Annotated in this window: 30 protein-coding genes; 27 read left to right on the top strand and 3 right to left on the bottom strand. The window is 49.6% G+C overall.

Features of this window, described 5'->3' with window-relative positions:
* Positions 1-639: 639 nt before the first annotated feature.
* The 18 genes from KQJ23_RS16695 (at position 640) to KQJ23_RS16610 (ending at position 14,492) form a co-directional block, all read left to right on the top strand.
* The gene (locus KQJ23_RS16695; protein ID WP_216480042.1) at positions 640-1,002 is read left to right on the top strand and encodes a replication termination protein; all 363 of its coding nucleotides are present in this window, start codon (positions 640-642) and stop codon (positions 1,000-1,002) included.
* A 215-nt stretch (positions 1,003-1,217) separates the two neighbouring features.
* Entirely contained in the window at positions 1,218-1,844 is a 627-nt protein-coding gene (locus KQJ23_RS16690) for an FMN-dependent NADH-azoreductase (RefSeq protein ID WP_044478473.1), read from the top strand.
* A 133-nt stretch (positions 1,845-1,977) separates the two neighbouring features.
* Positions 1,978-2,193 carry a hypothetical protein gene (locus KQJ23_RS16685; protein WP_216480041.1) on the top strand — a complete coding sequence of 72 codons (216 nt, stop codon included), beginning with the start codon at positions 1,978-1,980 and terminating at the stop codon, positions 2,191-2,193.
* Positions 2,194-2,215: 22 nt separating this feature from the next.
* Positions 2,216-2,866 carry a hypothetical protein gene (locus KQJ23_RS16680; RefSeq protein ID WP_216480040.1) on the top strand — a complete coding sequence of 217 codons (651 nt, stop codon included), beginning with the start codon at positions 2,216-2,218 and terminating at the stop codon, positions 2,864-2,866.
* Complete coding sequence (locus KQJ23_RS16675) at positions 2,863-4,068, top strand: glutathionylspermidine synthase family protein (RefSeq protein ID WP_216480039.1); 1,206 nt, start codon at positions 2,863-2,865, stop codon at positions 4,066-4,068. The genes KQJ23_RS16680 and KQJ23_RS16675 overlap by 4 nt, the downstream gene beginning before the upstream one ends.
* Positions 4,061-4,681 (top strand): hypothetical protein, encoded by a 621-nt coding sequence (locus tag KQJ23_RS16670; protein WP_216480038.1) that lies wholly within the window; start codon positions 4,061-4,063, stop codon positions 4,679-4,681. The genes KQJ23_RS16675 and KQJ23_RS16670 overlap by 8 nt, the downstream gene beginning before the upstream one ends.
* Positions 4,678-5,067 carry a DUF350 domain-containing protein gene (locus tag KQJ23_RS16665; RefSeq protein WP_216480037.1) on the top strand — a complete coding sequence of 130 codons (390 nt, stop codon included), beginning with the start codon at positions 4,678-4,680 and terminating at the stop codon, positions 5,065-5,067. The genes KQJ23_RS16670 and KQJ23_RS16665 overlap by 4 nt, the downstream gene beginning before the upstream one ends.
* Positions 5,068-5,114: 47 nt before the next feature.
* Positions 5,115-5,831 carry an MgtC/SapB family protein gene (locus tag KQJ23_RS16660; RefSeq protein WP_216480036.1) on the top strand — a complete coding sequence of 239 codons (717 nt, stop codon included), beginning with the start codon at positions 5,115-5,117 and terminating at the stop codon, positions 5,829-5,831.
* Positions 5,832-5,955: 124 nt separating this feature from the next.
* A complete protein-coding gene (locus tag KQJ23_RS16655) occupies positions 5,956-6,651 on the top strand; it encodes a response regulator transcription factor (protein ID WP_216480035.1) in 696 nt (231 codons plus the stop codon).
* On the top strand, positions 6,629-7,738 hold the full coding sequence (locus tag KQJ23_RS16650; protein WP_249529838.1) for a sensor histidine kinase: 1,110 nt from the start codon (positions 6,629-6,631) through the stop codon (positions 7,736-7,738). The genes KQJ23_RS16655 and KQJ23_RS16650 overlap by 23 nt, the downstream gene beginning before the upstream one ends.
* A 191-nt stretch (positions 7,739-7,929) precedes the next feature.
* Entirely contained in the window at positions 7,930-8,451 is a 522-nt protein-coding gene (locus KQJ23_RS16645) for an RNA polymerase sigma factor (protein ID WP_216480034.1), read from the top strand.
* A gap of 122 nt (positions 8,452-8,573) precedes the next feature.
* The gene (locus KQJ23_RS16640; protein ID WP_249529837.1) at positions 8,574-9,803 is read left to right on the top strand and encodes an MFS transporter; all 1,230 of its coding nucleotides are present in this window, start codon (positions 8,574-8,576) and stop codon (positions 9,801-9,803) included.
* 54 nt (positions 9,804-9,857) lie between these two features.
* Positions 9,858-10,445: a nucleotidyltransferase family protein gene (locus KQJ23_RS16635; protein ID WP_346779418.1), complete on the top strand. Its 588-nt coding sequence runs from the start codon at positions 9,858-9,860 to the stop codon at positions 10,443-10,445.
* A 23-nt stretch (positions 10,446-10,468) separates the two neighbouring features.
* A complete protein-coding gene (locus KQJ23_RS16630) occupies positions 10,469-10,867 on the top strand; it encodes a hypothetical protein (RefSeq protein WP_216480032.1) in 399 nt (132 codons plus the stop codon).
* 22 nt (positions 10,868-10,889) lie between these two features.
* Complete coding sequence (locus tag KQJ23_RS16625) at positions 10,890-11,774, top strand: NAD-dependent epimerase/dehydratase family protein (RefSeq protein WP_216480031.1); 885 nt, start codon at positions 10,890-10,892, stop codon at positions 11,772-11,774.
* A 33-nt stretch (positions 11,775-11,807) separates the two neighbouring features.
* Positions 11,808-12,557: an SDR family NAD(P)-dependent oxidoreductase gene (locus KQJ23_RS16620; protein WP_216480030.1), complete on the top strand. Its 750-nt coding sequence runs from the start codon at positions 11,808-11,810 to the stop codon at positions 12,555-12,557.
* Positions 12,558-12,590: 33 nt separating this feature from the next.
* Positions 12,591-13,523 (top strand): Gfo/Idh/MocA family protein, encoded by a 933-nt coding sequence (locus tag KQJ23_RS16615; RefSeq protein WP_216480029.1) that lies wholly within the window; start codon positions 12,591-12,593, stop codon positions 13,521-13,523.
* Between the two features lie 36 nt (positions 13,524-13,559).
* Complete coding sequence (locus KQJ23_RS16610; protein ID WP_216480028.1) at positions 13,560-14,492, top strand: hypothetical protein; 933 nt, start codon at positions 13,560-13,562, stop codon at positions 14,490-14,492.
* A 79-nt stretch (positions 14,493-14,571) separates the two neighbouring features.
* Here the strand turns inward: KQJ23_RS16610 and KQJ23_RS16605 are convergent, their stop codons facing one another.
* Both KQJ23_RS16605 and KQJ23_RS16600 read right to left on the bottom strand, forming a co-directional pair.
* Complete coding sequence (locus KQJ23_RS16605) at positions 14,572-14,901, bottom strand: hypothetical protein (RefSeq protein ID WP_216480027.1); 330 nt, start codon at positions 14,899-14,901, stop codon at positions 14,572-14,574.
* A gap of 37 nt (positions 14,902-14,938) precedes the next feature.
* Positions 14,939-16,198 (bottom strand): multidrug effflux MFS transporter, encoded by a 1,260-nt coding sequence (locus KQJ23_RS16600; protein ID WP_249529835.1) that lies wholly within the window; start codon positions 16,196-16,198, stop codon positions 14,939-14,941.
* A gap of 259 nt (positions 16,199-16,457) precedes the next feature.
* Here KQJ23_RS16600 and KQJ23_RS16595 point away from each other — a divergent pair, with 259 nt between their 5' ends.
* The 7 genes from KQJ23_RS16595 to KQJ23_RS16565 all read left to right on the top strand — a co-directional run bounded on the left by KQJ23_RS16595 (position 16,458) and on the right by KQJ23_RS16565 (position 22,056).
* Positions 16,458-17,504, top strand: coding sequence for an ABC transporter substrate-binding protein (locus tag KQJ23_RS16595; protein WP_216480025.1), 1,047 nt, complete (start codon positions 16,458-16,460; stop codon positions 17,502-17,504).
* Between the two features lie 34 nt (positions 17,505-17,538).
* The gene (locus tag KQJ23_RS16590; protein WP_216480024.1) at positions 17,539-18,453 is read left to right on the top strand and encodes an ABC transporter permease; all 915 of its coding nucleotides are present in this window, start codon (positions 17,539-17,541) and stop codon (positions 18,451-18,453) included.
* Positions 18,453-19,247 (top strand): ABC transporter ATP-binding protein, encoded by a 795-nt coding sequence (locus KQJ23_RS16585; protein ID WP_216480023.1) that lies wholly within the window; start codon positions 18,453-18,455, stop codon positions 19,245-19,247. Before KQJ23_RS16590 ends, KQJ23_RS16585 begins: the two co-directional genes overlap by 1 nt.
* A 116-nt stretch (positions 19,248-19,363) precedes the next feature.
* Positions 19,364-19,657: an antibiotic biosynthesis monooxygenase family protein gene (locus tag KQJ23_RS16580; protein ID WP_044478494.1), complete on the top strand. Its 294-nt coding sequence runs from the start codon at positions 19,364-19,366 to the stop codon at positions 19,655-19,657.
* Positions 19,638-20,183, top strand: a complete 546-nt coding sequence (locus KQJ23_RS16575; protein ID WP_216480022.1) for a GNAT family N-acetyltransferase — start codon at positions 19,638-19,640, stop codon at positions 20,181-20,183. The genes KQJ23_RS16580 and KQJ23_RS16575 overlap by 20 nt, the downstream gene beginning before the upstream one ends.
* Positions 20,180-20,791, top strand: coding sequence for a TVP38/TMEM64 family protein (locus KQJ23_RS16570; RefSeq protein ID WP_216480021.1), 612 nt, complete (start codon positions 20,180-20,182; stop codon positions 20,789-20,791). Before KQJ23_RS16575 ends, KQJ23_RS16570 begins: the two co-directional genes overlap by 4 nt.
* Before the next feature lie 44 nt (positions 20,792-20,835).
* Positions 20,836-22,056, top strand: a complete 1,221-nt coding sequence (locus tag KQJ23_RS16565) for an MFS transporter (protein ID WP_430522310.1) — start codon at positions 20,836-20,838, stop codon at positions 22,054-22,056.
* 33 nt (positions 22,057-22,089) lie between these two features.
* Here KQJ23_RS16565 and KQJ23_RS16560 read toward each other — a convergent pair whose 3' ends face one another.
* Positions 22,090-22,785: a metal-dependent hydrolase gene (locus KQJ23_RS16560; RefSeq protein WP_216480020.1), complete on the bottom strand. Its 696-nt coding sequence runs from the start codon at positions 22,783-22,785 to the stop codon at positions 22,090-22,092.
* Positions 22,786-22,920: 135 nt separating this feature from the next.
* Here KQJ23_RS16560 and KQJ23_RS16555 point away from each other — a divergent pair, with 135 nt between their 5' ends.
* The gene (locus KQJ23_RS16555) at positions 22,921-23,571 is read left to right on the top strand and encodes a bifunctional 4-hydroxy-2-oxoglutarate aldolase/2-dehydro-3-deoxy-phosphogluconate aldolase (RefSeq protein ID WP_216480019.1); all 651 of its coding nucleotides are present in this window, start codon (positions 22,921-22,923) and stop codon (positions 23,569-23,571) included.
* An 873-nt stretch (positions 23,572-24,444) separates the two neighbouring features.
* Positions 24,445-25,341: an RNA polymerase sigma factor RpoD gene (gene rpoD / locus KQJ23_RS16550; protein WP_216480018.1), complete on the top strand. Its 897-nt coding sequence runs from the start codon at positions 24,445-24,447 to the stop codon at positions 25,339-25,341.
* Positions 25,342-25,378 lie beyond the last annotated feature (37 nt).

Raw genomic sequence — 25,378 nt, 5'->3', positions numbered from 1 at the left:
ATTAGGCCCCCTAAAAAGTTGGACGAGAAAACATATAGTTTTCCGTCCGACTTTTTTTTGTTTCGCCTTTTTCAGTGAGACACAAAAAGGATACTCCCGCCCCAGCAATTTTAGTGCCTTATGTCACTAAAATCGCCGCATGAACACCCTCACTAGGAATTTTAATGCCTTATGTCACTAAAATCGCTGCATGAACACCCTCACTAGGAATTTTAATGCCTTATGTCACTAAAATCACCGCATGGGCTCCCTCCCCAGCAATTTTAATGCCTTATGTCACTAAATTTGTCGCGTTATGAGTAACCCATTGTACCGACGAGCCTAAGTCGAGGGCTCAGAGGCTCCCTGCTGCTACGAGGATACAAAATATGCGAGGTAGGGGCGGCACTTTTTACTCATCCTATTTTGTCCCAGACAGAGCCCCTATTTTGGGCGAGATAGCGTTACATATAACCCTTATTACAATAATTCATCATATGAAAAATTCACAACAACAAAACCAACTTTTCTAGTTCCTCACTGCATCCCCTTACCATCCTCATACTTACTCTTTTATTTACTTGTTTTAAGCGGAAATTCAACGTATAGTGAACCTAAATATAGGAGCTGGCATTAAAATCAGGGAAGGGAGGGCTTGAATTGGCCTTTCTAATCGCGCAACGAGCTTATATCAAGTTATTTCTAATTACCAAGGTAGAACAACAACGGGGATACGGCTATCAAATGCTAGATCAGTTGAAGGAGGAGTTCAAGCCATTCGGATATGTGCCGCCCCAAAGCGAGGTATACCGGGCACTCCATGAGCTGGTCCAGGAAGGAATACTTTATCGGACGAAGCAGTTAAAAGGGGTAGATCCCAGCGTTGATTTTCAGGAGATCGTGTTATATCAGTTTACGGATGACGGCTACGAAAAAGCTAAACTTTATAAGAAGCAGGTCAAAGCAGATCTGGATCGCTGCATAGGATTGCTGCAAAAGGCTGCAACTGATAATTATGCATGATCTCGGCGGATTGAAGGAGAGCGTTGCGGCATTGAAAAGCATGGTTTCTGCTGCGCGTCAATATCACGCGAAACTTGCTGAATAACCTGAAATATTTTCGTAATAACCATGAAAATGTAATAATTTGACTTTGACAGGGTCATTCTGATCATGTACTATACTTATTACAGTTAGAGAATAATTGTAAGTCTATATCATCAGGAGGTATATCCAGAATGTCCCATGTCTTATTTATCAAAGCAAATAATCGCCCGGTTGACCAATCGGCTACTGTAAAGCTGTATGAAAGCTTCTTGCAATCATATAAGGAGAACCATCCGGAAGATACGATTACAGAATTGAACGTATTTGAGGCGAACCTGCCTTACTTCGATAATGATATGATGAGTGGTCTGTTCAAGCTTGGACGCGGAATTGAGACTACACCTGAAGAGCAGAGAGCAGCAGATCTTGCAAATACATATCTGGACCAGTTCCTGGCAGCAGATAAAGTGGTATTTGCATTCCCGCTGTGGAACTTCACCATTCCTGCACAGCTGCTGACATACCTCTTCTACCTGAATCAAGCGGGTAAAACCTTTAAGTATACCGAGCAAGGCCCGGTTGGCCTCGTAGGCGACAAGAAGGTTGTTCTGCTTCAAGCGCGCGGCGGTATTTACAGCGAAGGACCAATGGCGAACATTGAAATGTCCATGAATTACCTGAAGGCTACGCTTGCCTTCTGGGGAATCACAAATCCGGAGACGGTTATCGTCGAAGGACATAACCAATTCCCAGACCGCGCCGAATCGATCGTACAAGACGGCGTGAAGCAAGCCGCTGAATTGGCAGCTTCGTTCTAATAAGAATATCAAGCCACGGGCCGTATCCGGATCTCTTTCCGGGTGCGGCCTCTTTTGCGTAGTGATGAAACTCTTCCCGGCTACTCCCGTATCAGTTATTATGAATTGAGCACTGGAAAGGATGAAATCAGACATGGAACAAGGGATGATTGTAAAAATGTACGAAAAAAGCGCAGACGGATCGCTGAATGAAATTGATGAGCGCCTTTGGAGTCCGGCTATGATCGGTGCACTGGAGCATGTCAATTATATAGTGATACAGGATCGGGAATATGAAACGGTTGAAGGCCGATTAAATATTGATACACAGGTTTTAGAGCTTTTGCTCGTTCCTATTAGAAATCACTAAACAATGGAGGAGGGAGTTAGCTGTGGCGAATAAAGAATCAACCCCGAAGACACAGGAGAACAGCAGACTGTTCTCTTCTGAAGGGAAGCCGGTGCGCGTACTATCCACATCGCTAGGGATTGCCCTGCTGGCCAATGCGTTTCTGATTCCGGGAGAGCCTGCATTGGCATCGGGAAGCGGGTCGTCCGAACCGACATTGGTGGAATGGTCCAGTGAAGAGGTTAAAGCCTATTTTGATCAAAATGTGGACTGGAGCCTGCCGATTCCAGCCGAGGAGCAGAGCGGCCAGGAAGAAACTTCAGGCGGAACGACGATTGTCAACCACTATGGCGGATACGGAGGCTTTGGCTGGGATGATCTGCTGCTGTATCATTTGCTTTTTAATAGCGGAACGAACTATTCCAGCTCTACCTGGCACAAGAATAATAAAGGCTACTATCCAGGTACAACGACACCATATACGCCGCGTACTTATTCCAGCGGTTCTTTTCAGAGCAAGCCTGTAGCCGGGTCGGTCGTTCCTCCGAAGACCTCGACGTCAACGAAGGGCTCTATCATCCGCCGTTCCACCTCATCGACAAGCGGCGGCATCGGCGGTAATTCCGGCAGCCTTGGTTCTTCCTCCAGCTCCAAGAGCGGCTCGGGCACGAGCAAGGGATTTTTCGGCGGATGAGCAGACAGACATTCAGGGTCGCAGGCGGGCCTGCTGCTGATCGGGAAGCACGTGTCAAGGTATTGGAGGGACTTGGTTTTACATGGGCAAATCTGGAGGAAGAGGAATATTGGCTGGATCATATCATCCTGATGGACAGAACAGTCTATGAGGAATTGAATGAGGCTTCTCGCGCGCTCTGGCGCATTCTCGACAAGGCGGCAAGATATGTGCATGGAAAAAGAGATTTATACGAGCTGATAGGGATTCCGCCGCTGTTGTGGGATTTGCTGGATATCCTTCCGATGCCGGAAGAAGGCCTGATCAGCAGGTATGCCCGATTCGATTTTGCCGTCTCCCAGTCCGGAGCGATCAAGCTGCTGGAGCTGAACGCCGATACGCCTACCGGGTATGTAGAAGCCTCTATCGCTACACCGTGGCTGTTAACTCAGGCGGGTTACAAGACTGTGAATGAAGGAATGCCGCAACTTGTTGCAGAGGCCTGGAGCAAGGAACAGCCTGAACGCGCAGCTTGCGTAGGTTATGGCGAGCATTTTGAAGATAGCGGGACGATCGAGGCACTGGTAAAGCATAGCGGACGCGAGATGATCTGTGAGGATTGTCGTGAGCTTTGGTTTGATGAGGGATATTTGAAGAACAAGAAGGGGGACATTATTGAGCGCTTGTTCGCCCTGTATCCTAAAGAATGGATGGCCGTGGATGATGCTGGAGAGGCAATGGCCTATGCTTTGGAGACGGGCCGGTTGATCTTGTTCAATTCACCGCACAGCCTCATACTCCAGTCCAAGGGGTTGCTTGCCGCGGTATGGGGGCTGTATGAACTGGGGCTTCTTTATAATGCCCAGGAGCGGGAATTCATTTCCAAATATATGCTTCCTACCTATAATAAACCGTTGTTCTCCGGAGATTTTGTGTCCAAATCGATGTTTGGCCGGGAAGGAGGCTCCGTGCGGATGTATGATCCTGAAGGGATGCTGGAGGCGGAGGATGATGATGGATTCGACAGCAGCGTGCTATTCCCGTCTGTCTATCAGAAGAGAGCGGACTTGGCGGTTGTGGAGACGAGTGCAGGCAAGCTGCATCTGCTGACAGGCATGTTTGTCATTAATGGAGAGCCCTGCGGATTGTTAGGCAGAGCAGGCGGACTCATCACGGGGAATACGAGCCATTTTATCGCGATAGGAGTGGACAGCCATGAATAGTAAAACCAAGCTTACAGTGCTATTGGTCTGCCTGGTGCTGCTCTTGAGCGGCTGCGGGGCATCGGGCGTGCTGCATACGGGAACGGGCAGTGAGCAGACTGTGGAGGCCTCCAGAGTTCCATGGGACTACCGGATTCAGGAAGCCACAGTCGGTGATCTTGTCGGGAGTGACATGACTTTGCTTCCGGATAACGAACTGCTTCCAAACGACGGAAACTATGCGACTGGAGATACGATCTGGATTCTTCAATTCATGGACGCAGAGCTCACGACCGATGAGAGTCAGAAGAATGAAATCCGCCTGTCAGCGTGGAGCACCCTTAAATCTTACTCAGATCAATTCTCTGCGGAGAAGGATCTGGCTGAGCTTAAGGTTGCTGTTACGACGGAGGTTGGACTGGTGGGGGTCTACAAGACCGAATATAACGGGGACACCCGTAATTTTGCGGTGCTGGAGCTTCCGACAGGCAACCGGGTGAAGCAGCCTGTTGATGATGCGCGGTATGAGCAGCTGAAGAGCGCACAGGAGGTTGCGGTAGTGCTGGAGGAAGTCCATGATTTCGCAGATTACGATTTGACTTATGCTAAATTCCGGGGGTGGGCAAATCCATGATTCTTGTCAATATTGTCATCAGTATTGCCATCATGATCGGGCTTCAATTGTTAGGGATGGTCATTTTCAACTGGATGACGCCTTATAATGATATGGAGGAATTAAAGCGTGGCAATAAAGCCGCTGCACTGGCTATGGGCGGCAAATTTATTGGTACGGCCATCATTCTAGGCGTCTCAGCGTATACGAATTCCTCGATCTGGTTCATGATTCTCTGGTTTGCGGTGGGATATATCTGTCTGATCGCCGTATATTGGATTTTTGAATGGGTGACGCCTACGATCAAAGTTTCGGATGCTTTGAAAGAGGGGAATGTAGCGGTAGGAATTTTGTTGTGCATGGTCTTCATCGGCATGGCTTTCGCTGTGAGCAGTCTTATCATATAATGGATCAAAGATTGACATGAGAAGAGACAGGGAGCGATTAACGAATCATGGAAGTTGTCGAGCTGGGAATGATATTCAAATTGACCTTAGCGATGCTGTTTGGCTTGTTTATCGGGATTGATCGCCAATTAAAGCAGAAGCCGCTGGGAATTAAGACAAGCATGGTCATTTGTATCGCCAGCTGTCTCGTTACAATCGTATCTATTGAGGCATTTGAGGTCTTTGCAGGACCAGACCATCCGAATATGGACCCGATGCGGCTTGCAGCACAGGTTGTCAGCGGCATTGGTTTTCTTGGAGCCGGGGCCATTTTGCGCCGCAGTAATGAAGGGATTTCCGGGCTGACCTCCGCGGCGATGATCTGGGCGGCCTCGGGGATCGGGATTGCGATTGGAGCCGGATTCTATTGGGAGGCAGGATTGACCGTCATCCTGCTGATGCTTTCCGTTAATTTCATTCCTTATCTCATTAAATGGGTCGGGCCATATAAGCTGAATCAACGGGATGTATCCATCAAAGTCGTGATGGAGGCGGAGGGCGACTTGTCCATGCTGATTCGGATTATCGAACGCAAGGATGAAGGCAGCCGTGCAGTTAAGGCGCCGCAGCATCGGATCCGCCGATTGAAGATCAAGGATCTGGAAGAAGGCAAGCATCGGGTGGACATGGTCATCGCTGCATCAGAAAGGGAGCTCACCACGGAAATTTATCAGTTCATCAGACAAATCGATCATGTCATCAGCGTTGAAGTAGAGAACCTGTAAGCCAGTAGCTATCTTAAAGGTTCGTAATCCTTTTTTAACTTTTTTGTTTGTTTTACCATGCACGTGGCATGGTATGATTGTTGATGGTCATGCCATTTCATGCAACTAAAAGGATGAGTTACTTATGAGTAAGCAAATTTTGATTGTTGATGATGATGAGAAAATCGCTAAACTAATAGAGATTTATATGCTGAATGAAGGATTTACGGTACACCGTACAGGCAACGGACTACAGGCGCTGGAAATGGTGGAAGAGCTTCCGATTGATCTGATCATTCTGGACGTAATGATGCCGGGACTCGACGGCATCTCCGTTTGTCTGAAAATTCGCGAGACCTTGACCACCCCGATTCTGATGCTTAGCGCCAAGGATGGGGACATGGATAAAATTACCGGGCTGATGACGGGTGCGGACGATTATATGGTGAAGCCGTTCAATCCGCTGGAGCTGGTGGCCAGAGTCAAATCGCTGTTGCGGCGCTCTTCTTATTTCAGTCAGCCGCCTCAGCAGGCTTCCGATCATCTGATCACGCTCGGTTCGCTTCATATTGACAAGGAGACTCATATAGCCTCCGTGGATGGACGGCCGGTCAAGCTGACCCCGATCGAATTCAGCATCTTGCATTTGCTGGCAAGCCATCCGGGCAGGGTTTTCGGATCGGAAGAAATTTTCGAGCTGATCTGGAAGGATAAGTATTTTGAGAGCAATAACTCGGTCACTGTACATATCAGCCGGCTCCGGGACAAGCTGGAGAAGGAAATGGACGGGGAGAAGCTGATTAGAACCGTATGGGGGGTTGGCTATAAAATTGAAGGCTAGCCTCAGGTTTTTAGCATGGCTATTTTGGACCGTCGTTGCTTCCTTGATTTCGCTTCTGCTGCTGGTCGTAACAGCCCGATTGTTCTATTTTTTCCTGCCGACAATTTCGTTTAATTCTTTTATTTACTGGGTTAACGTGAATATTGGCTTTCCATTAGCCTATTACCTGGCAGGCGTTCCGATCATGCTGCTGTTCTCGTTGTATTTCTATAGAAGAAGCGTCCGGCGCCATGAGCACAAGTATCTGGACCAGCTTATTGAGGGCGTGCACAAGATCGAGCAGGGCTCCAATGCCAAAATTCCGGTTGAGAATGTAGGCCAGCTTGGGCAGCTCGCAACGGATATTAACCGAATGCTGGACAGAATGCGTACCTCCATGGAAGAGGAGCGCAAGGCTGAGCAGACCAAGAATGAGTTAATTACGAATGTCTCCCATGATTTGCGGACACCGCTGACAACGATCACCGGGTACCTTGGACTAATTGATCAGGACCGCTATCGGGATGAGGTTGAGCTTCGATACTATATCAATATGGCTTATGAGGAATCCTTGCGATTGAAGCAACTGGTGCAGGACTTGTTCGAATACACCCGACTGCAGGGGAAAGAAATGAAGCTGATCCCGAGCCGGATTAATCTGGCCGAGCTGCTCCATCAGATTTCCGCCCATTTTGGCTGGCAGCTGCAGGAGAATAATATGGAATGCCGTCTCTTTATGCCGGCACACCCGCTGAATATTTTAGCGGATACGGACAAGCTGCGGAGAGTCTACGAGAACCTGTTTACGAATGCCATCCGGTATGGGAGCGCCGGCCGATTGATCGATATTCGCGGCTGGATCGACGGGGATGAGGTTGTTACAGAGGTCATCAATTATGGGGAAGCGATTCCTGAGGCGGATCTTCCGCATCTATTCAACCGGTTCTACCGGGTGGAAAAATCACGGGCTGGTCATACCGGGGGCTCCGGGATCGGATTGGCGATCGCTAAAAATATCGTCGAACTGCATGGCGGAAGTATATCGGCAGACAGTGACGTGTATAGAACGGTGTTTACGGTGCGTCTGCCCATGAGCCGTGAGAAATAAGCAAAAGCTGTCCGAAGCGTTCGGGCGGCTTTGTTTTTTTATTATCTGTTCTGCTCCTTGCAAGTTTAAGGAAAACGAAGGTCTTTCTTAAGGAATTCTTAAGATTTTCTTATATGGAATGCAACCAGTCTGCTGGATAATAAGATTAACAATTGGCTTCAGACTGATCTTATTAGGAGTGGAAACCAGCAATGAAGAGAAGATCCATGGATTTAATATATCGCGAGTTCAAACTGGACGTATACCGTTACTTATATTATTTGTGTCATGATCACCACCAATCCGAGGATCTGACGCAAGAGACATTTTGCCGGGCGTGCAAGAAGCTTGAGAATCTGGAAATGGGCAAGATTAAAGCCTGGCTGCTGCGGGTTGCGCATAATGCCTACATCGACAGAGTGCGTAAAGAGAGCAGATCCCAGGTTTATGAAAATGAATTTTTCTATGGGATACCGAATGATGAGACTCCTGAGCACCATGCTCTGCGGCAGGAGCGGAGCGACGAGCTTTATGCGCTTCTGGCACAGCTGACGCCCCAGCAGCAGCATGCTGTGCTTTTGTATGACATTCAAGGCTTTTCTTATCAGGAATCCGCTGATTTGATGAAGATCAGTCTTTCCCATTTCAAAATTCTCCTTTACCGGGCCAGACAGAAGCTCCGTTCTCAAAAGAAGGATGTCCAGGTCAATACCATGCTTGCTGCTAATCTCTGATTTAAGCCATTCGAGAACGCCGATAAGGCGTTCTTTTTGCATTTGCTTTGATTTTTTTACGCTTCACCTTCATAATGAATGTGTTAAACGTAGAGAGAAATTGTGTGGATGGAGAGATGATGATGAATGCTTCAAATGCAGGGGGGACAGCCGCTCAAAAGCTGACCTTCTTTCCGGTTTTATTTGCAATCAGTCTGGTGCATCTGCTGAATGATACGATGCAATCCGCGATTCCGGCCCTGTTTCCGGTCTTGAGAGACTCTCTGATGCTGAGCTACGGTCAGATCGGCTGGATATCCTTTGCCATGAATATGACAGCCTCTGTCTTTCAGCCGATGGTGGGCATTTACTCGGATATACGGCCCAGACCTTACATATTACCGCTCGGAGTGTGCTTCACACTGGTCGGTGTGGTCATGCTTGCATATGCTCCTGTCTACAGCATGATTCTGCTCGCCGTGATGTGCATTGGCATCGGTTCCTCGATCTTTCATCCGGAGTCTTCCCGGGTGGCTTATCTTGCAGCGGGGAATCGCCGCGGCTTAGCTCAGTCCATCTTCCAAGTGGGAGGCAACATCGGGGCTTCATTGGGACCGCTGATGACGGCCCTGATATTTATACCGCTTGGCCAGCAGAGCGTAGTCTGGTTTGCGCTGGCGGCTGTTGCTGCAATTATAATCCAGTTTTTCGTAGCCAGATGGTATGCTTCCCTGAATGCTCGGCCGGTAGCGCGAAAAACCTCTATTAAAGAGTCCGGTAAGGCGCTTTTGCCCAAACCCGGTCTTAGCAGAGGGAAAATCAGCGGTGCGATTACGGTGCTTGTTGTGCTGCTGTTTTCTAAAAATGTGTATTCCATCAGCATTTCCAGCTTTTATGCCTTCTATTTAATCGATCACTTTGGACTCGGCAAGAGTACTGCCCAATGGTATGTATTTGCTTTCCTTGCTGCTTCTGCGGTAGGCACCTTCTTCGGCGGACCGATCGCCGACCGTTATGGAAGAAAAAATATCATCTGGCTGTCGATCCTCGGCGCCGCGCCTTTTGCGCTGCTCATGCCGTATGCGAACCTGTTCTGGTCCGGCATATTGGTTGTGCTGGCCGGTCTGATCATGTCTTCCTCATTTTCAATTATTGTTGTCTATGCCCAGGAACTGCTGCCGGGAAAGGTTGGGCTGGTCTCCGGCCTGTTCTTCGGGCTGTCCTTCGGTTTAGGGGGACTTGGATCGGCCGTGCTCGGTAATTTTGCAGACCAATGGGGCATCGTGTTTATTATGCAGATTTGTTCCTATCTTCCTTTGCTTGGTTTGCTGACGGTTTTGCTGCCTAAGGATGAGGCGCTGCGAGCAGGCTGACAATGAGATGAGATTCAAGCTGTCCTTGGATTGCATGAACGGGAGGAATGTGGAATGAGCTACGAGATGCCAGCTTTGATTGAGCTTCGGGATGCAAGCTGTCTAGAGGCTCTTATCCTCGGACAACAGGAAATGATAGCTGATTTGCAGGCAGTTGCTTCACTCCAGCTTCCGCAAGGACGGATTGCCGCCGGTTATATTCGGAATTTCGTCTGGGATATCCTTCACGGGTATTCGGAACGGACGCCGCTGCTCGATGTGGATGTGATCTATTACGATCCCGATTGCCTCGATGAGGAAGCGGAGAAAGAGATTGATGCCAGGCTTGGAGAGCTGGTCCCGAAATGGAATTGGTCCGCGAAGAATCAGGCCAGAATGCACTTGAGGAATGGGCATCGACCCTATGAATCGGCAGAAGATGCGATGCGGTATTGGCCTGAAACTGCAACCGCTGTCGCTGCCTTCTGGACCAAGGATGGGATGGTGCAAATCAGTGCACCGCTCGGGCTGGAGGATTTGCTCCATCTGCGGCTTAGAGAAAATCCGATTTGTGATTCTACAGGCACGTTCGAGCAGCGGGTACAGAGCAAGCGCTGGCTGGAACTATGGCCGAGGCTGAAGCTCGTATCTAAGGAAGTTTAAATTCGTTGTAGGGGGAGAGGGCTATGAATAAGTCCAAGGGCTATTTGTATTACCTGATCTGGATGATCGGTGCGTTGCTTCTTGTCTATTATGGGAACCGCTTTGTCTCGATGATGGAGCAGAACTTTGACAGTGTGCTGAAGGTGAGTTACAGCCTGATCGGTAATATTCTATACGGATTGGCGCTGGGGGCATATCTTAGTATGCTTGGCGGTCTGCCGAACCGGCGCAGTTTCCAGCGGCCTTTATTCTTCTTTGTATTTCTGCCGACCTTATTGCTTGTCATTTATCCTATTCTCAGCATTTACTTCAAGATGCCTTACGGTTCATTGTATATTCAATTGACAGCTCATGAGGGCTATTTCTTTATCACCGCTCTATGCGGATTGACTATGATGAAGAGCTTGTTTGGGAGTAAGTAAATAGAATTGAGGAGGGATATCCATGGGCAAGGTGCTGATTCTCGGTGGTACCCGGTATTTTGGCAAACGATTAGTGGAGCTTTTACACGCGGAAGGCCGTCATGAGATTACGGTGGCAACGAGAGGCATAACCGGGGCGGAATTCGCTAAAGACGTAAGACGAATTACGGTCGACCGAACGGATGCGGATTCGCTGGGCAAGGCAGCGGCAGCGGATTCCTGGGATATCATCTATGATAATATTTGCTTTTCACCGAACGAGGCATTGAGTGCAGTCGATGCCTTTGAAGGGCGGGCAGGACGTTATGTGCTAACCTCCACCTTATCTGTCTATGGATTCGGCTCATCCCCGCTCCGGGAAGAGGATATGAACCCTTTCAACTATCCTTGGGCAGCTGCGAAACGGGGAGAATTGGAGTACGGCGAAGGGAAGCGGCAGGCGGAAGCCGTGTTTTTTCAAAAGGCTGCTTTCCCGGTGGCTGCCATGCGTATTCCAATCGTACTCGGTCCGGATGATTACACAAGGCGCCTTCATTTTCATGTGGAGCACGTTAAACATAAGCTTCCGATTGTCATGCCTAATCCGAGTGCGGAGATGTCGTTCATATCATCTGCAGAGACGGCCGAGTTCCTGCAATGGCTTGGGAGCTCCGGGCTCGTCGGCCCGGTAAATACTTGCTCGGAGGGCAGTATGGCGTTATCACGGATAATGGAATGGATTGAAGAAGCAACGGGCAAGAAGGCGAACTTGGTTGCTGAGGCAGACGAGGAGCATCACTCTCCGTTCGGTATTCCATCCTCATGGACGCTGGACACAAGCAAGGCCGCGGCAGGAGGATACTGCTTCTCGCGGACTGCCGATTGGCTCCCGAAACTGATCGCCGATATTGCTGCAGGAAGAGCATGAGCATGGATTATGATTCTAAAGGAGGCATTCGGGATGAAGTGGAAGGATCGCATCGTCATCGTAACGGGAGCAGGAAGAGGAATCGGGCGACGATTGGCCGAGAAGTATGCTGAAGCCGGTGCAACCGTAATTGTCGCGGAGATGCTGGAAACGGAAGGACAGGCGGTTGCCGAAGCTATTTCCTTGCAAGGAGGCAAGGCCAAGTTTGCTCCTTGCGATGTCCGAGCCGAAGAGGATCTCATCCGGCTGATGGAATCAACGGCAGAAGAATTCGGCCGCATCGATGTTCTGATTAATAATGCGGGTGTATCCCGCTTCAAGTCTCCGTATGAGCTGTCGGTGGAGGAGTGGGATGATGTGCTGAATACGAATGTGCGGAGCGTATTTATTGCTTCCCGTGAGGCAGCAAAGGTCATGAGACTGCAGCCGGAGGGAGGTGCGATCGTGAATATAGCTTCCACCCGTGCGCTGATGTCCGAACCCGGTTCGGAGGCCTATGCCGCATCCAAAGGCGCGATTGTTTCGATCAGTCATGCGCTTGCTGTATCCCTTGGCCCTGACCGGATTCGGGTCAATTGCATCAGTCCCGGATGGATTGAGACCGGAGACTATAACTCCTTGCGCGATGTGGATCATCGCCAGCATCCAGCCGGACGGGTGGGAGAACCGGGAGACATTGCCCGGGCCTGCCTGTATTTGACCGACCCCGACAATTCCTTCCTAACCGGAAGCCATCTGGTCATAGACGGCGGAATGACACGGAAAATGATATATGAAGAATAAATCTGAGTTCAAGAAGCTAGGGGGAGATAACATATGAAAATAGGCATCATCGGATTAGGCGATATTGCTCAGAAAGCTTATTTACCTGTTATTACTGCCTTGGAGGGAATAGAACTTGTATTCTGCACCCGTAATCGGGAGACATTGGATCGTCTGTCGGCCAAGTACCGGGTTCCTGAAGCCGTGGAATCTGTCGAGGAGTTGATCAGCCTCGGGGTTAATGCGGCGTTCATTCATTCCTCTACCGAATCTCACGCGCAGATTGCAGAGCAGTTAATTCGCAGCGGAGTACATGTCTACGTTGATAAGCCGATTTCCTATCATTACAGCGAAGCTGAGCGGCTAACCGCACTTGCTGAGGAATTGGGCGTTATTCTGATGGTAGGCTTCAACCGGCGCTTTGCCCCAATGCATGCGGCAATGAAGGATACGGCTCAGGTACGTTCCGTACTTTTGCAAAAAAATCGTCTTCGTTCGCCGGATTATGCCCGCCGTTTTGTGTATGATGATTTTATTCATGTCGTTGATACGATCCGTTACTTGGCACCGGGGCAAATTACGAAGCCGCCCCGGATCTCGACCTTTGTGGAGGACGGAAGACTGGTGTATGTGCAGCTTCAATTGGAAGGACAAGACTTCCTGTGCACCGGTGTGATGAACCGCGATTCCGGGGCTAATGATGAAATTCTCGAGGTAATGAGCCCAGGGAACAAGTGGGTGATTGAGAGCATGAATACAACCGTTCATTATGAAGCAGGACAGGAACAGGTACAGAAATTCAAGGACTGGGATCCCGTGTTGCATCGCCGCGGCTTCGTTCGTATTATTGATCATTTTCTGGAGTGCGTCCAAAACGACCGGCAGCCCTCCCTCACTATGCAAGATGCCTTGGAGAGCCACCGGATTTGCGAACTGATCGTTCTGGAAGCCGAGCGGAATAATGCATTACCTTGGAGTCTGGCATGATATGATGATCAATTCTCATCCGAAGGAGGGAGCTCATTGTTCAAGGAAATGAACGAACGCTTGCTTGAACTGAAGGAACAAGGCCATCGCCAGGAAAAAGTAGAAAAACTTCTGGAAGAGCTGCGCAAGGAACTCTCCTGGCTAAGGGAGTCGCGAAGATTGGCTGAAGCCAGGCTTGCTGCGGAAGAGAAGGATGTGGAACGGTTAACCCGGGTGTCTATATCCAATCTGCTTTATACCGTTCTTGGAAAGAAGGCGGAACAGCTTGAACAAGAGAAACGGGAAGTGGTAGCTGCAAAGCTCAAGTTTGACGGGGCGGAACATGCGCTGCGCAGCAGTGAAGAGCAGTTGAAGTTGCTGGAGCTGGAATTGCAGAAGCTGAAGTATTGGAAGAACGATTATGACCGCTTGTTTAAAGCGAAAGAAGCTCAGATGCTGTCGGAAAACCCGGAGCTTAAGGAGCTGTCGGAAGCTCTTGCGGCATTAAAGGCGGAGCAGAGGGAGTTACAGGAAGCAATTCGGGCCGGGCAATCGTTGAGGCAACATTTACAAGAAGCGGAGAAAGGACTTTCCTCGGCAAAAGATTGGGGAACCTACGATATGCTGGGCGGAGGCATGATATCTACCGGTATTAAGCATAGTCGGCTGGATGAGGCAATGGATCACATCCATGCGGCCCAGAATGAGATGCGCCGATTTGAGAGGGAGCTCCATGATGTAGGCATACACGATTTCGGGAAATCTCTGGAGATCAGCGGCTTGCTTCGGTTCTCGGATTATTTTTTCGACGGATTGATTGTGGATTGGATGGTCCAGGGGCGAATCAAAGAAGCTTTGGAACAGGTACAGGGCCGAGTTGATGAAGTCAACCGAATCGTATCGCAATTAGAATCGCTGAAGCGGAGGAAAGATAGCGAGACGGAGAACATTCACAGAAAATATGTAGCACTGATTGAAAACTATTCCTAACTAATAAAAGAGCCGGTCCGGAAGTCATACATTCCGGCTCGGCTCTTCTTTAGTTCGTAGTATTCATTCAGAAAGCAATTCAAGACTCCTGTGAGTCCGATGGTTCAAATTTGTAATCCTTTAGCTTCTCCAGAGCGCTGCGCGGATCTTTCTTCGCCGGCGCTTTTCGGCGTTCCGCAGGCTGATCCGGCTTCGGCAGTAAATTAGCGATATAGTGCAAGTAATCTCTGTTCTCCTCGGCCTGTTCAAGAATAACACCCAAGGCTATAAAGATCATTCCGCTTAGAAACCCGGATACAACTGTGCAGAGAGCGGTCCAAAAGCTGCCGAGATAAGGTCCTCCCAGAACACCAACAAGTAAACCGACTGCAAAAAGAAAAAAGCCAATCCCCTTTAAAAGTCTGCTCACATGAAACCCTCCCGAATTAGATTACAAATTCATTAGATTACGATTTTGTCCGAAATGGGTATACCAGCACTGTGTAGCAAAGCACCGCGCCGACATCCCCGCAGAAGATGACCAGTGCCATAGGAACAGCTGTATACTCTCCGCCAAGCCCGACCAATGGGGCGACGACCGCTCCAAGAATATACGGCAGCAAGCCCAGCAACGCCGAAGCGCTTCCTGCGGACTTCTGCTGATTCTGCATCGCGAGCGTGAAGCTGGACGTACCGACGATACCGACGGCAGAGACAACAAAGAACAGTGGAACCAGCAGTGCAGCAAGTCCTGCGTTCAGCAACACACCTGCAAGCAGGAGTATCGAGGCTATCGCGGCCATGCCGAGACCAAAGCGCAGGAGCACGGTTTCGGACACCCGTCCTGCCAGCCGGCCTGTGACCTGGCTGGCAATAATGATGCCTACGCCGTTCATGGCAAAGATCAGACTGAAGGTCTGCTCGCTGACTTGATATATATTTTGCAGTACGAAGGAGGACCCGGAAATATAACCGAACATCGCCGCAGAAATGAGTCCTTGGCATAAGCAATAGCCGATGAACAGGCGGTCACGCAGCAGTCTGGCAAAGGTAGAGCGGGTATCCTGCCAGCCGCCGCGTTGCCGACGTTCCCGCGGAAGGGTCTCCGGCTGACCGAGCAGCACGGCAAGCAGCATGATTACGCCAACTACGCATAGCACAGCAAAGACGCCGCGCCAGGAGACAAACCGGAGCAACTGCCCGCCAAGAATCGGCGCCAGAATCGGAGCGGCTCCGTTAATAAGCATGAGCAGCGAGAAGAATTTAGTCAGCTCGGAGCCGGAATACATATCCCGCACAATGGCGCGGGAGAGGACGATGCCGGCGGCTCCGGACAGTCCTTGAATGAAGCGAAGCACATTCAAGGTGATCGCATCCGGTGCAAATACGCATAGCACCGAGCTGATCGCATAGGCGGCCATGGCAATAATGAGCGGGACGCGCCGTCCCCGGGCATCGCTCAGCGGGCCAACGACAAGCTGTCCGAGCGCCAGACCCAGCAGGCAGGCTGTCAGGCTGAGCTGGATCATGGATGCGCTCGTGGACAGCTCCCCGGCCATGGTCGGCAGGGCGGGAAGGTACATATCCAGCGATAGCGGCCCGAAGGCAGACAAACTGCCAAGAATGAGAGCCGAGGTGAATCGGCGGCTCCGGACAGCCGGATTATTGAAGCTGCCTTCTGAACGATTGCCGGCTTGTTGTGAATTGGAATCCGTAGTAATACTCATAGATGATGATCCTTTCATGAAAAGAGTCAGTGAAGTTTCAGTATAATGACGATTTTCCTATTATACTACATTTTAAAAAGCGGCGGATCGCTTATGAACCGGATTGATCTGTATTTTGCCGAAAAGAGATTGACGTATAATTGACCACCATTTAATATAGTAATCATATTTTACTTTAATACTTTTATCCATAAAAGCGTCAATGAGACTATGCTTTCGTGGGATGAATTTAATGAGCAGATGAGAGGGGTTATGACAAATGAATTTAAAGAAATCAGCCATTTTAGCAATGACAACAGCAGCATTGATCTTTGGAGTGGTAGGATGCGGGAACAATAATACAGCCGGCACGGCGAATTCCGGCGGGAATTCTTCCTCTGCCGCAGGCAAGGACAGTTACAAGATCGCTATCTCCCAATATGTGGAGCATCCCTCACTGGATGCCACGCGCGAAGGATTCTTGGCGGCGCTCAAGGATGCCGGGATTGTAGAGAAGGAAAATTTGACGCTGGATTATAACAATGCCCAAGCGGATTCTGCAAATAACATGTCAATTGCGCAAAAAATCGCCGGGGGAAAATACGATCTTGTATTGGCTATTGCTACCCCGCCAGCGATTGCAGTAGCAGGTCAGGTGAAGGATTCTCCGATTCTGTTCGCTGCGGTTACAGACCCGCTTGACGCCAAGCTGGTCAGTGATCTGGAGCATCCGGGCGGCAATATTTCGGGGGCATCGGATACGAACCCTGAAGCGATCAAGAAGCTGATGAACTTTATTGCCGATCATTTTGGAGATGTAAAGGATGTTGGCATTGTTCTCAATGAGGGCGAACCGAATGCGGTCGTGATGAGCAAGATTGCTGAAGAGGCATTGAAAGAACGGGGCATTTCCTTGGTTAAGGCAACAGTAACCAATACCTCTGAAGTGAAGCAGGCTGCTGAATCTCTGGTAGGCCGGGTTGACGCAATTTACATCACGCTGGATAACACGGTAGTCGAGGCGGTAAATACGATTATCCAGACGGCAAATGAGCATGACATTCCATTCTTCTCCGCAGATCGGGATACCGTAGAGAAGGGCGCCTTCGCTACCGTTGGATTCAAATATTATGATCATGGATACCAGGTTGGTCAGATGGCCGTGGAAGTGCTCAAAAACGGCAAAAATGTTGGTGATTTGCAGGTTACAGTTCCTGACAAGCTGGACTTCATCCTGAACCTCAGCGCAGCTGCGGAGCAGGGCATTGAAGTGACCGATGCGATGAAGGAACAAGTGCTTGACAAGGAGAACAATCTGATCGAGTAGACGAAGGTCATACTCGCCTGGAGGTAGATTCATCATGACAACTGCATTACTTGGGGCGCTCGAATCCGGGTTGATTTATGCTTTGATGGCGCTTGGCGTATATATTACATTCCGCATTCTGGATTTCCCTGATTTGACTGTGGACGGCAGCTTTACCACAGGAGGTGCGATTGCCGCGGTAATGATTACGAGCGGAACGTCGCCCTGGATCGCAACACTGTCAGCGCTTGCCGGCGGCATGGTTGCCGGCGCACTGACCGGAATTATTCATACTAAAGGCAAAATTAACGGACTGCTCTCGGGGATCTTGATGATGATTGCACTGTATTCCATTAACATGCGGATCATGGGCAAGCCGAATGTCAGCTTGCTTGGCGAGCCTACTGCATTTGGTTCCATATCCCCGTTAATCCTGATGCCGTTCATCGTTATTCTGATCAAGCTGGCATTGGACTGGTTCTTCCACACAGATCTCGGCTTGGCGCTTCGGGCGACCGGCGACAATCAGCGAATGATCCGCAGCTTGGGGATGCACACCGATTACACCCTTATTTTGGGGCTAAGCCTGTCTAATGGACTTGTTGCCCTTTCGGGTGCCTTAATTGCTCAGCAGACCGGCTTCTCGGATATTTCGTCGGGGATTGGGATGATTGTGATCGGGCTTGCCTCGGTCATCATTGGAGAGGCGATTATCGGAGCTCGCAGCGTCTTTATTGCTACACTAGCAGTCATTGTCGGTTCGATTGTATACCGCGTGGTTGTAGCCTTGGCCCTGAGAGTCGACTGGCTTGAGCCGACGGATCTGAAGCTGATCACTGCTGTAATTGTGGTGGTTGCTCTAGTGGTGCCGACGGCTAACAGATCGTGGAAGCAGAAAGCCCTGGCACGCAAGCGGACACAGGAAATGGCGGATATGACCAGCGCCCGCCAGACAGGAGGTGGATTCTGATGCTGCAGCTCAATCAGGTATCCAAGCTGTTTAATCCTGGTTCTCCCGATGAGAAAACCGCATTGATTAATGTAAATTTAACCTTGCAGCCCGGCGACTTTGTGACTGTTATCGGAAGCAACGGTGCGGGTAAATCTACACTGATGAATATGATCTCTGGCGTACTCCGTCCTGATTCCGGCGAGATCCGGATCGAAGGTAATGAAATCAGTCATCTGCCCGAATATAAGAGAAGCCGCTGGATTGGCCGTGTATTTCAGGATCCGATGGCTGGAACCGCGCCTCATATGACTATTGAGGAGAACCTCGCGATGGCATATGCGCGAGGCAAGAGGCGCGGACTCTCGTTCGGCGTAACCTCCGCCCGCCGTGTCTGGTTCCGGCAGCAGCTTAGCCGTCTGGGGATCGGACTGGAAGAACGTCTCAAGGCAAAGGTCGGCACGCTGTCGGGCGGCGAAAGACAGGCATTAAGCCTGTTGATGGCGACCTTTACCGAGCCGCAAATTTTGCTGCTTGACGAGCACACGGCTGCGCTGGATCCGGCACGGGCCGAATTGGTCACGCGCTTGACTCAAACCATTGTAGAAGAGCTGAAGCTGACCACATTGATGGTGACACACAATATGGAGCAAGCAATCCGGCTCGGAAACCGTCTCATTATGATGGACGGCGGGCGCATTATTCTGGATTTCAATGAAGAGCGAAAATCCGATCTGACGACCGAGCGTTTGCTTGGCGAGTTCGAGCGAATCAGCGGGCACAAGCTGGCCGATGACCGCGTCGTGCTTGGTTAATCTGCTGTCGAGACCGTCAGCTGGCCTTAGTAGGCCGGTCTGGCGGTTTTTCATATGGCTTATCGTTCATAATGTTGCAGGTCCGTGCTATAATCGATTAACGGAGGGGATGAAGCATGATACTGGAAGCAGCCCAGCTTCAGGTTAAGCCAGGCTTGATAAATGATTTCGAGAGTAATTTCCGCAAAGCATCGAAGATCATCTCACAGATGCCCGGATATCTATCGCATGAGCTACATAAGTGTGTCGAGACAGAAGATAAATATTTATTGCTTGTGAAATGGGAGTCCATTACCGCGCATGAAGTAGGCTTCCGCAAATCACCTCAATATGAAGAGTGGAAAGCCTTACTGCATCATTTCTATGACCCTTTCCCTACGGTGGAACACTATGTACAAATTAAAAATTAATGATTATACCCTGCAGGATGCCGTTCTGTCTGACCTAGGGGACATTGTATCGATCTATAACGAGACCATTGCCGGACGGATGGTAACAGCCGATCTTGAACCGGTGTCCGTGGAGAGCCGGGTGAACTGGTTCAAGGAGCATTCACCGGATCACCGGCCTTTATGGGTGCTGAAATCCGGAGACAAGGTTGTGGCTTGGATCAGCTTTCAATCGTTCTATGGGCGGCCTGCTTATTTAGCAACCGCCGAGATCAGCATTTATATTTCTGAGGCCTATCGCTCCAGGGGCTTAGGCAAAATACTCATGGAGCAGGCGATAGCCTTTTGTCCGCGAATCGGTGTGCTTACCCTGTTAGGCTTTGTCTTTGCCCATAACGAACCAAGCCTTGCGCTGCTCAGAAAGTTCGGCTTTGAAGAGTGGGCTTTTTTACCTCGCGTTGCTAATCTGGAAGGAATTGAGCGAGATCTGGTCATTTTGGGACGCCGGATAGATTCGGATATCGAGATAGGAGAAGAGCTTCATTGAATGAATGGATTGAATCGATAACTGGATGGCTGCTGGATGCTACCCAACTCAGCGGATTCGGCATACTTGCCATTACATTGCCGCTAGCCTTGATTCAGGGCACTTTTGGCGTGTTCCCCTTTGCGACCATTGTAATGCTGCATATTTCAACGCTTGGTGTGGCTCAGGGATTACTGGCGAGCTGGTTCGCCGGATCGGTAGCGGGGATGATTGTGTATTGGCTTTGTAAAACGACGTTTACAGAATGGTTCAGCAAAAAATGGATGTACAAGCTGGAGAAATACGAAAAATGGCAGCGAAGTCTGGAGCGTTACGGTGTGTGGGCCGTGATTTTCTTGCGCACGATTCCGATTATGCCTAACAATCTGATCTCCTTCATGGCCGCGATCTCCAAGCTGAAGACAACTTCCTATACCTGGTCCAATGCAGTAGGCAATCTGTCTAGCATTTGGCTGTTCGGTATCTTAAGTGCTTCAATCGTATTTCCGGATATGGATTTGCGCAAGTTGATTTTCCCTTACGTGTTGTTTCTTATCTTGTTGCTATCTTTGTTTGTTATTCGCCAGCGTCTGATGAAGCATCGGGAACATCGTAAAAGCACAGTATAATCATGAAGAATAGATGGGCAGACCTTTAATTGGAGGCAGCAGGAATGAATATGAACGATAAGACAGATGCCGTGACAAAGCCAAAACAAAGAAAGTTGCTATTTAGTGCAGGACTAAGCTGGATGTTCGATGCGATGGATGTTGGGCTGATCTCATTTATTATCGCGGCTCTGGCTGCCGAGTGGAGCCTTTTGCCAGAGCAGACAGGCCTATTCACGAGTATAAATTCGATAGGTATGGCGGTTGGGGCAGCCATATCCGGCATACTCGCCGACAAATATGGCCGGAAAGCAATTCTGCTGTGGACGCTCCTGATTTTCTCGGTGGCCAGCGGATTATCGGCCTTGGCAACCAGTTTCACCGTATTGTGCTTGCTGCGTTTTGTAGCAGGATTTGGCCTTGGTGGAGAACTTCCGGTCGCATCAACACTTGTATCGGAATCTGTTCCGGCAAAAGAGCGCGGCCGTGCGGTCGTCCTGCTGGAGAGCTTCTGGGCTGCTGGCTGGATCTTGTCGGCCTTGATCGCATACTTTGTGATTCCAAGGTACGGATGGCAGGCAGCCTTCATCCTTGGTGCGGTACCCGCGCTCTATGCGCTGTATTTACGCAGATCGATTCAAGATCCTCCCCGTTATGTCCGGAGTGCGGAGAAGCTTACGCTGGGTCAGCGGTTTATGTCCGTATGGGCGTCGCCGCACCGCAAATCTACAATCATGCTGTGGATTCTCTGGTTTACTGTGGTTTTCTCCTACTATGGCATGTTTTTGTGGCTGCCAACGGTTATGGGGCTGAAGGGTTTCAGTCTAGTCAAAAGCTTTGAGTACGTCCTGATTATGACGCTGGCTCAACTCCCCGGATATTTCACCGCAGCTTATTTGATTGAGAAGCTGGGCCGGAAATTTGTATTGGTTGTCTATCTGCTTCTTACCGCTGTCAGTGCGGCCTGGTTCGGCAATGCCACGAGCGAGGGCATGCTGATTGCAGCCGGGATGTGCCTGTCGTTCTTTAACCTGGGGGCATGGGGAGGCATGTATGCTTATACGCCAGAATTATATCCTACTTCAGTCCGTTCTACCGGTGTCGGCCTTGCCGCTTCGTTCGGCCGGGTTGGAGGAATTATCGCTCCGTTCATGGTAGGGATGCTCGTAGCAAGACAAGTACAGATCGGGTCCATATTCTGGATTTTCTTCGTAACGATTTTAATCGGAGCTGCGGCTGTATTATGGCTGGGAACCGAGACCAAAGGAAAAGAGCTTATCGATTAAGATAAGCTCTTTACGTCTATCATGGTTAGGGAATCAACCAAGCTCGGAGGATTGAATAAATTCTCCCGGCATGAGAGCCCGGCCTTGAATGCCTGATTCCTTCAAGGTTCTAACGAACAGATCGCCATCCTGTTGAATCAGCCCGAAGGTATTATAGTGAATTGGAACGACATGTCGTGCCTGCAGCCACTTGGCAGCCGTCAGGGCGTCTTCAGGCCCCATAGTGAAGTAATCCCCGATTGGCAGAAAAGCGAGATCAATACGGCTTCGTTCGCCGATGAGCTTCATATCACTGAACAAGGCGGTATCCCCGGCGTGATAAATTGTAAGCCCGTCCAACTCAAGGACAATTCCTGCCGGGACACCCATATAGATGTTGGTTCCCTCTACTTCGATGGAGGAGGTGTGAAGCGCTGGCGTAAGGCGGAGCCGGCCAAAGGGAAACGGGAAGCTTCCGCCCAGATTCAGACCCGATGTCTTTAGCTCTTTTTTAGCAAAATAATGGGCTAGTTCGACGATCGCGACAATTTCAGCACCGGTTCTCCGTGCAATCGGCTCTGCATCTCCAATATGGTCGGAATGCGCGTGAGTCAGCAGGATATAATCGGCTTGAATCGAATCGGCCTTGCCGCTGCTTGATGGGTTACCTGTGATGAAGGGGTCGATCAGAAGCTTGTAATCTCCGGTATCGATATGAACCGTGGAATGCCCAAGATAGGTAATCTTCATCCTTCATTACTCCTTTATTGGCAAATGTAGTTCTGATTTCATTCTCTATTATAAAGAAACGAAATGCCCATGTCATATCGCCAGAGTATACCATGTCCAGAATTCAGGATGCTTTGAACCGAGGAGGAGAATCTTATGTCAAAGAATTTGCTGGATCAACTAAAAGAGGAGAGGATTGTAGCTATTTTGCGCGGTATTCCCAAGGAGAGAGCTAATCAAATCGCTCATGCTCTTTGCGAAGGCGGAATTGTGTTTACAGAGGTCACGATGAATACGGAGGGAGCAACCCGGATGATCTCAGACTGGAGAGAGCAATTCGGAGAGCGAATGCGAATCGGGGCCGGCACCGTGCTGGATCTTAAGACAGCTCAGGAAGCGGCCTCTGCCGGCGCCGAATATCTAGTCTCCCCGAATCTGGATGAATCCGTTGTCGAGTATGCATTAAGCCGGGGTCTATCCGTTTTTCCGGGGGCAATGACTCCAACCGAAATTATCCGAGCGTGGAAAGGCGGCGCAACCGCGGTGAAGATTTTTCCGATGGCTACATTAGGCGTGGGCTATTTAAAGGAAATACGTGCTCCGCTGGATCATATCCCGATGCTGGCGACGGGAGGAGTACGAATGGATAATATTCGCGAATTTCTCGCTGCTGGAGCCGTTGCAGTCGGCATAGGCGGGTATCTGGTGAACCCTGCGCTTGTGAGGGAAGGACGCTATGAGCGGATTGCGCAAAATGCTAAGGATCTGGTTCGGGCCGTCAAGTCCTATGGACCCTCGCTTGTCTGACTGGCATTCCGGTTTTGCTTCGAGCTTCACTCGCTCTACATGACCAGATTGATTATGCTCATGCTCATTCGTTGGGGAGTAATGTTGCACATTTACGGGAAAAGGCGCAATAGCAAAGGATAGTTAAATATCAGAGGCGAGTTAGAGGGGCAACGTGTGAAGAGTTGCTACGATCGCTGTTGTTCGCGGATTTCTTTGATTGGAATAAGCTTGCCGCCTGTGGCATGTCAGCAGGATATGCGCGCAAGCCTTGGGCAAAGTGCGCATAGCAACTCGGTCGATCCGCTTTTCGCACGAACGGAATGCATACCGATCGCGTGTCTGGAAGTTATGCCCTGTCTTACGTACGGACGTTCACCCGGCGAGACAAGTGCCTTTATTTGCTTCGCAATGAGCCGAATTTCATCCTTAACCAAGAAATTTGCATAGCTTCACCAAAGATGAAGGATACTTTGATCAGGCTGGTCAACAGTATCAAGAAGCGGGTTAATCCGGGGACAAATAAAGTTCTTCTCAAAAGAAGGATTTCGTTAGTCAGAGATCGAAAGATTTTAGGTAATCGGTGATTCTTTGTAATCTCTTAACGATTCACTTGTTTAGAAGAAAGACGTAATATGTCGAGAATGGCGGAATAAGGAAAAAAACATGAAAAAAGCGTCAACAGCACGTGTCGACGCTACATAAAATGACAGAAATTATCCTTGTTAAAAATATTAAGATATGCTACAATGACGGATAGTCAAAACATATATTTTTAACCCAATATTGGTTATATATTAGCATAATACCGCCGATTTGTCAAATAAAGTGTATCGATGTTAGAGAGAGAGCAGCCATTTATTTTTCCATATATTAGGGTGGGGGTCTGTAACCATGACAGAAGACTTGACCAAGAACCATGAACTTGATTTTACGGATGACCTGTCATTGCCTCCGGGCGTGAAAATTGATGATCCGGTGCGGATGTATTTGAAGGAGATCGGACGAGTTCCGCTTCTGTCCGCCGATGAAGAAATTCAATTGGCTCAGCGGATCGAGCAAGGTGATGAGGAAGCCAAACGGCGTCTGGCCGAAGCAAACCTACGACTTGTAGTTAGTATTGCCCGTCGCTATGTCGGTCGGGGAATGGTATTCCTTGATCTGATTCAGGAAGGCAATATGGGCTTAATTAAGGCTGTCGAAAAGTTCGATTATTCCAAGGGTTTTAAATTCAGTACGTATGCCACCTGGTGGATTCGCCAAGCGATTACAAGAGCAATTGCCGACCAAGCGAGAACGATCCGGATTCCGGTGCATATGGTGGAGACGATCAATAAGCTGATCCGGGTATCCAGACAGCTGCTGCAAGAGATCGGCCGCGAACCTACACCGGAAGAAATCGCGCAAGAGATGGATCTGACACCGGAGAAGGTTCGGGAGATTATGAAGATCGCCCAGGAGCCGGTCTCGCTTGAGACTCCAATCGGTGAAGAAAATGACTCAAATCTTGGTGATTTTATTGAGGATCACGATGCTCCTGCTCCTGCGGAAGCGGCGGCTTATGAGTTATTGAAGGAACAGCTGGAGGAAGTGCTTGATACGCTGACCGAGCGGGAAGAGAATGTTCTTCGTCTCCGCTTCGGTATGGATGATGGCAGAACCCGGACCCTGGAGGAAGTTGGAAAGGAGTTCGGAGTCACGAGAGAACGAATCCGGCAGATTGAAGCAAAGGCTCTGCGTAAGCTTAGACACCCAAGCCGCAGCAAGCGGTTGAAGGATTTCATGGAATAAAGCAGAGAGGAAAGCATTCGCTTTCCTCTTTTTCTAT

It is taken from the genome of Paenibacillus brevis (assembly GCF_018919145.1).
Taxonomy (GTDB): Bacteria; Bacillota; Bacilli; order Paenibacillales; family Paenibacillaceae; genus Fontibacillus; species Fontibacillus brevis.
This window is presented reverse-complemented; position numbering and strand designations above follow the sequence as displayed.

Excerpts from the sequence above, each read along its gene's own strand:
- KQJ23_RS16600 (WP_249529835.1), bottom strand. The coding sequence starts at position 16,198 with ATGAGTATTACTACGGATTCCAATTCACAACAAGCCGGCAATCGTTCA.
- KQJ23_RS16620 (WP_216480030.1), top strand. The coding sequence starts at position 11,808 with ATGAAGTGGAAGGATCGCATCGTCATCGTAACGGGAGCAGGAAGAGGA.
- KQJ23_RS16660 (WP_216480036.1), top strand. The coding sequence starts at position 5,115 with ATGGAAGTTGTCGAGCTGGGAATGATATTCAAATTGACCTTAGCGATG.
- KQJ23_RS16635 (WP_346779418.1), top strand. The coding sequence starts at position 9,858 with ATGAGCTACGAGATGCCAGCTTTGATTGAGCTTCGGGATGCAAGCTGT.
- KQJ23_RS16580 (WP_044478494.1), top strand. The coding sequence starts at position 19,364 with ATGATACTGGAAGCAGCCCAGCTTCAGGTTAAGCCAGGCTTGATAAAT.
- KQJ23_RS16560 (WP_216480020.1), bottom strand. The coding sequence starts at position 22,785 with ATGAAGATTACCTATCTTGGGCATTCCACGGTTCATATCGATACCGGA.
- KQJ23_RS16625 (WP_216480031.1), top strand. The coding sequence starts at position 10,890 with ATGGGCAAGGTGCTGATTCTCGGTGGTACCCGGTATTTTGGCAAACGA.
- KQJ23_RS16645 (WP_216480034.1), top strand. The coding sequence starts at position 7,930 with ATGAAGAGAAGATCCATGGATTTAATATATCGCGAGTTCAAACTGGAC.
- rpoD (WP_216480018.1), top strand. The coding sequence starts at position 24,445 with ATGACAGAAGACTTGACCAAGAACCATGAACTTGATTTTACGGATGAC.
- KQJ23_RS16555 (WP_216480019.1), top strand. The coding sequence starts at position 22,921 with ATGTCAAAGAATTTGCTGGATCAACTAAAAGAGGAGAGGATTGTAGCT.
- KQJ23_RS16640 (WP_249529837.1), top strand. The coding sequence starts at position 8,574 with ATGAATGCTTCAAATGCAGGGGGGACAGCCGCTCAAAAGCTGACCTTC.
- KQJ23_RS16615 (WP_216480029.1), top strand. The coding sequence starts at position 12,591 with ATGAAAATAGGCATCATCGGATTAGGCGATATTGCTCAGAAAGCTTAT.
- KQJ23_RS16575 (WP_216480022.1), top strand. The coding sequence starts at position 19,638 with ATGTACAAATTAAAAATTAATGATTATACCCTGCAGGATGCCGTTCTG.
- KQJ23_RS16590 (WP_216480024.1), top strand. The coding sequence starts at position 17,539 with ATGACAACTGCATTACTTGGGGCGCTCGAATCCGGGTTGATTTATGCT.
- KQJ23_RS16655 (WP_216480035.1), top strand. The coding sequence starts at position 5,956 with ATGAGTAAGCAAATTTTGATTGTTGATGATGATGAGAAAATCGCTAAA.
- KQJ23_RS16665 (WP_216480037.1), top strand. The coding sequence starts at position 4,678 with ATGATTCTTGTCAATATTGTCATCAGTATTGCCATCATGATCGGGCTT.
- KQJ23_RS16675 (WP_216480039.1), top strand. The coding sequence starts at position 2,863 with ATGAGCAGACAGACATTCAGGGTCGCAGGCGGGCCTGCTGCTGATCGG.
- KQJ23_RS16685 (WP_216480041.1), top strand. The coding sequence starts at position 1,978 with ATGGAACAAGGGATGATTGTAAAAATGTACGAAAAAAGCGCAGACGGA.
- KQJ23_RS16690 (WP_044478473.1), top strand. The coding sequence starts at position 1,218 with ATGTCCCATGTCTTATTTATCAAAGCAAATAATCGCCCGGTTGACCAA.
- KQJ23_RS16585 (WP_216480023.1), top strand. The coding sequence starts at position 18,453 with ATGCTGCAGCTCAATCAGGTATCCAAGCTGTTTAATCCTGGTTCTCCC.
- KQJ23_RS16565 (WP_430522310.1), top strand. The coding sequence starts at position 20,836 with ATGAATATGAACGATAAGACAGATGCCGTGACAAAGCCAAAACAAAGA.
- KQJ23_RS16670 (WP_216480038.1), top strand. The coding sequence starts at position 4,061 with ATGAATAGTAAAACCAAGCTTACAGTGCTATTGGTCTGCCTGGTGCTG.
- KQJ23_RS16630 (WP_216480032.1), top strand. The coding sequence starts at position 10,469 with ATGAATAAGTCCAAGGGCTATTTGTATTACCTGATCTGGATGATCGGT.
- KQJ23_RS16595 (WP_216480025.1), top strand. The coding sequence starts at position 16,458 with ATGAATTTAAAGAAATCAGCCATTTTAGCAATGACAACAGCAGCATTG.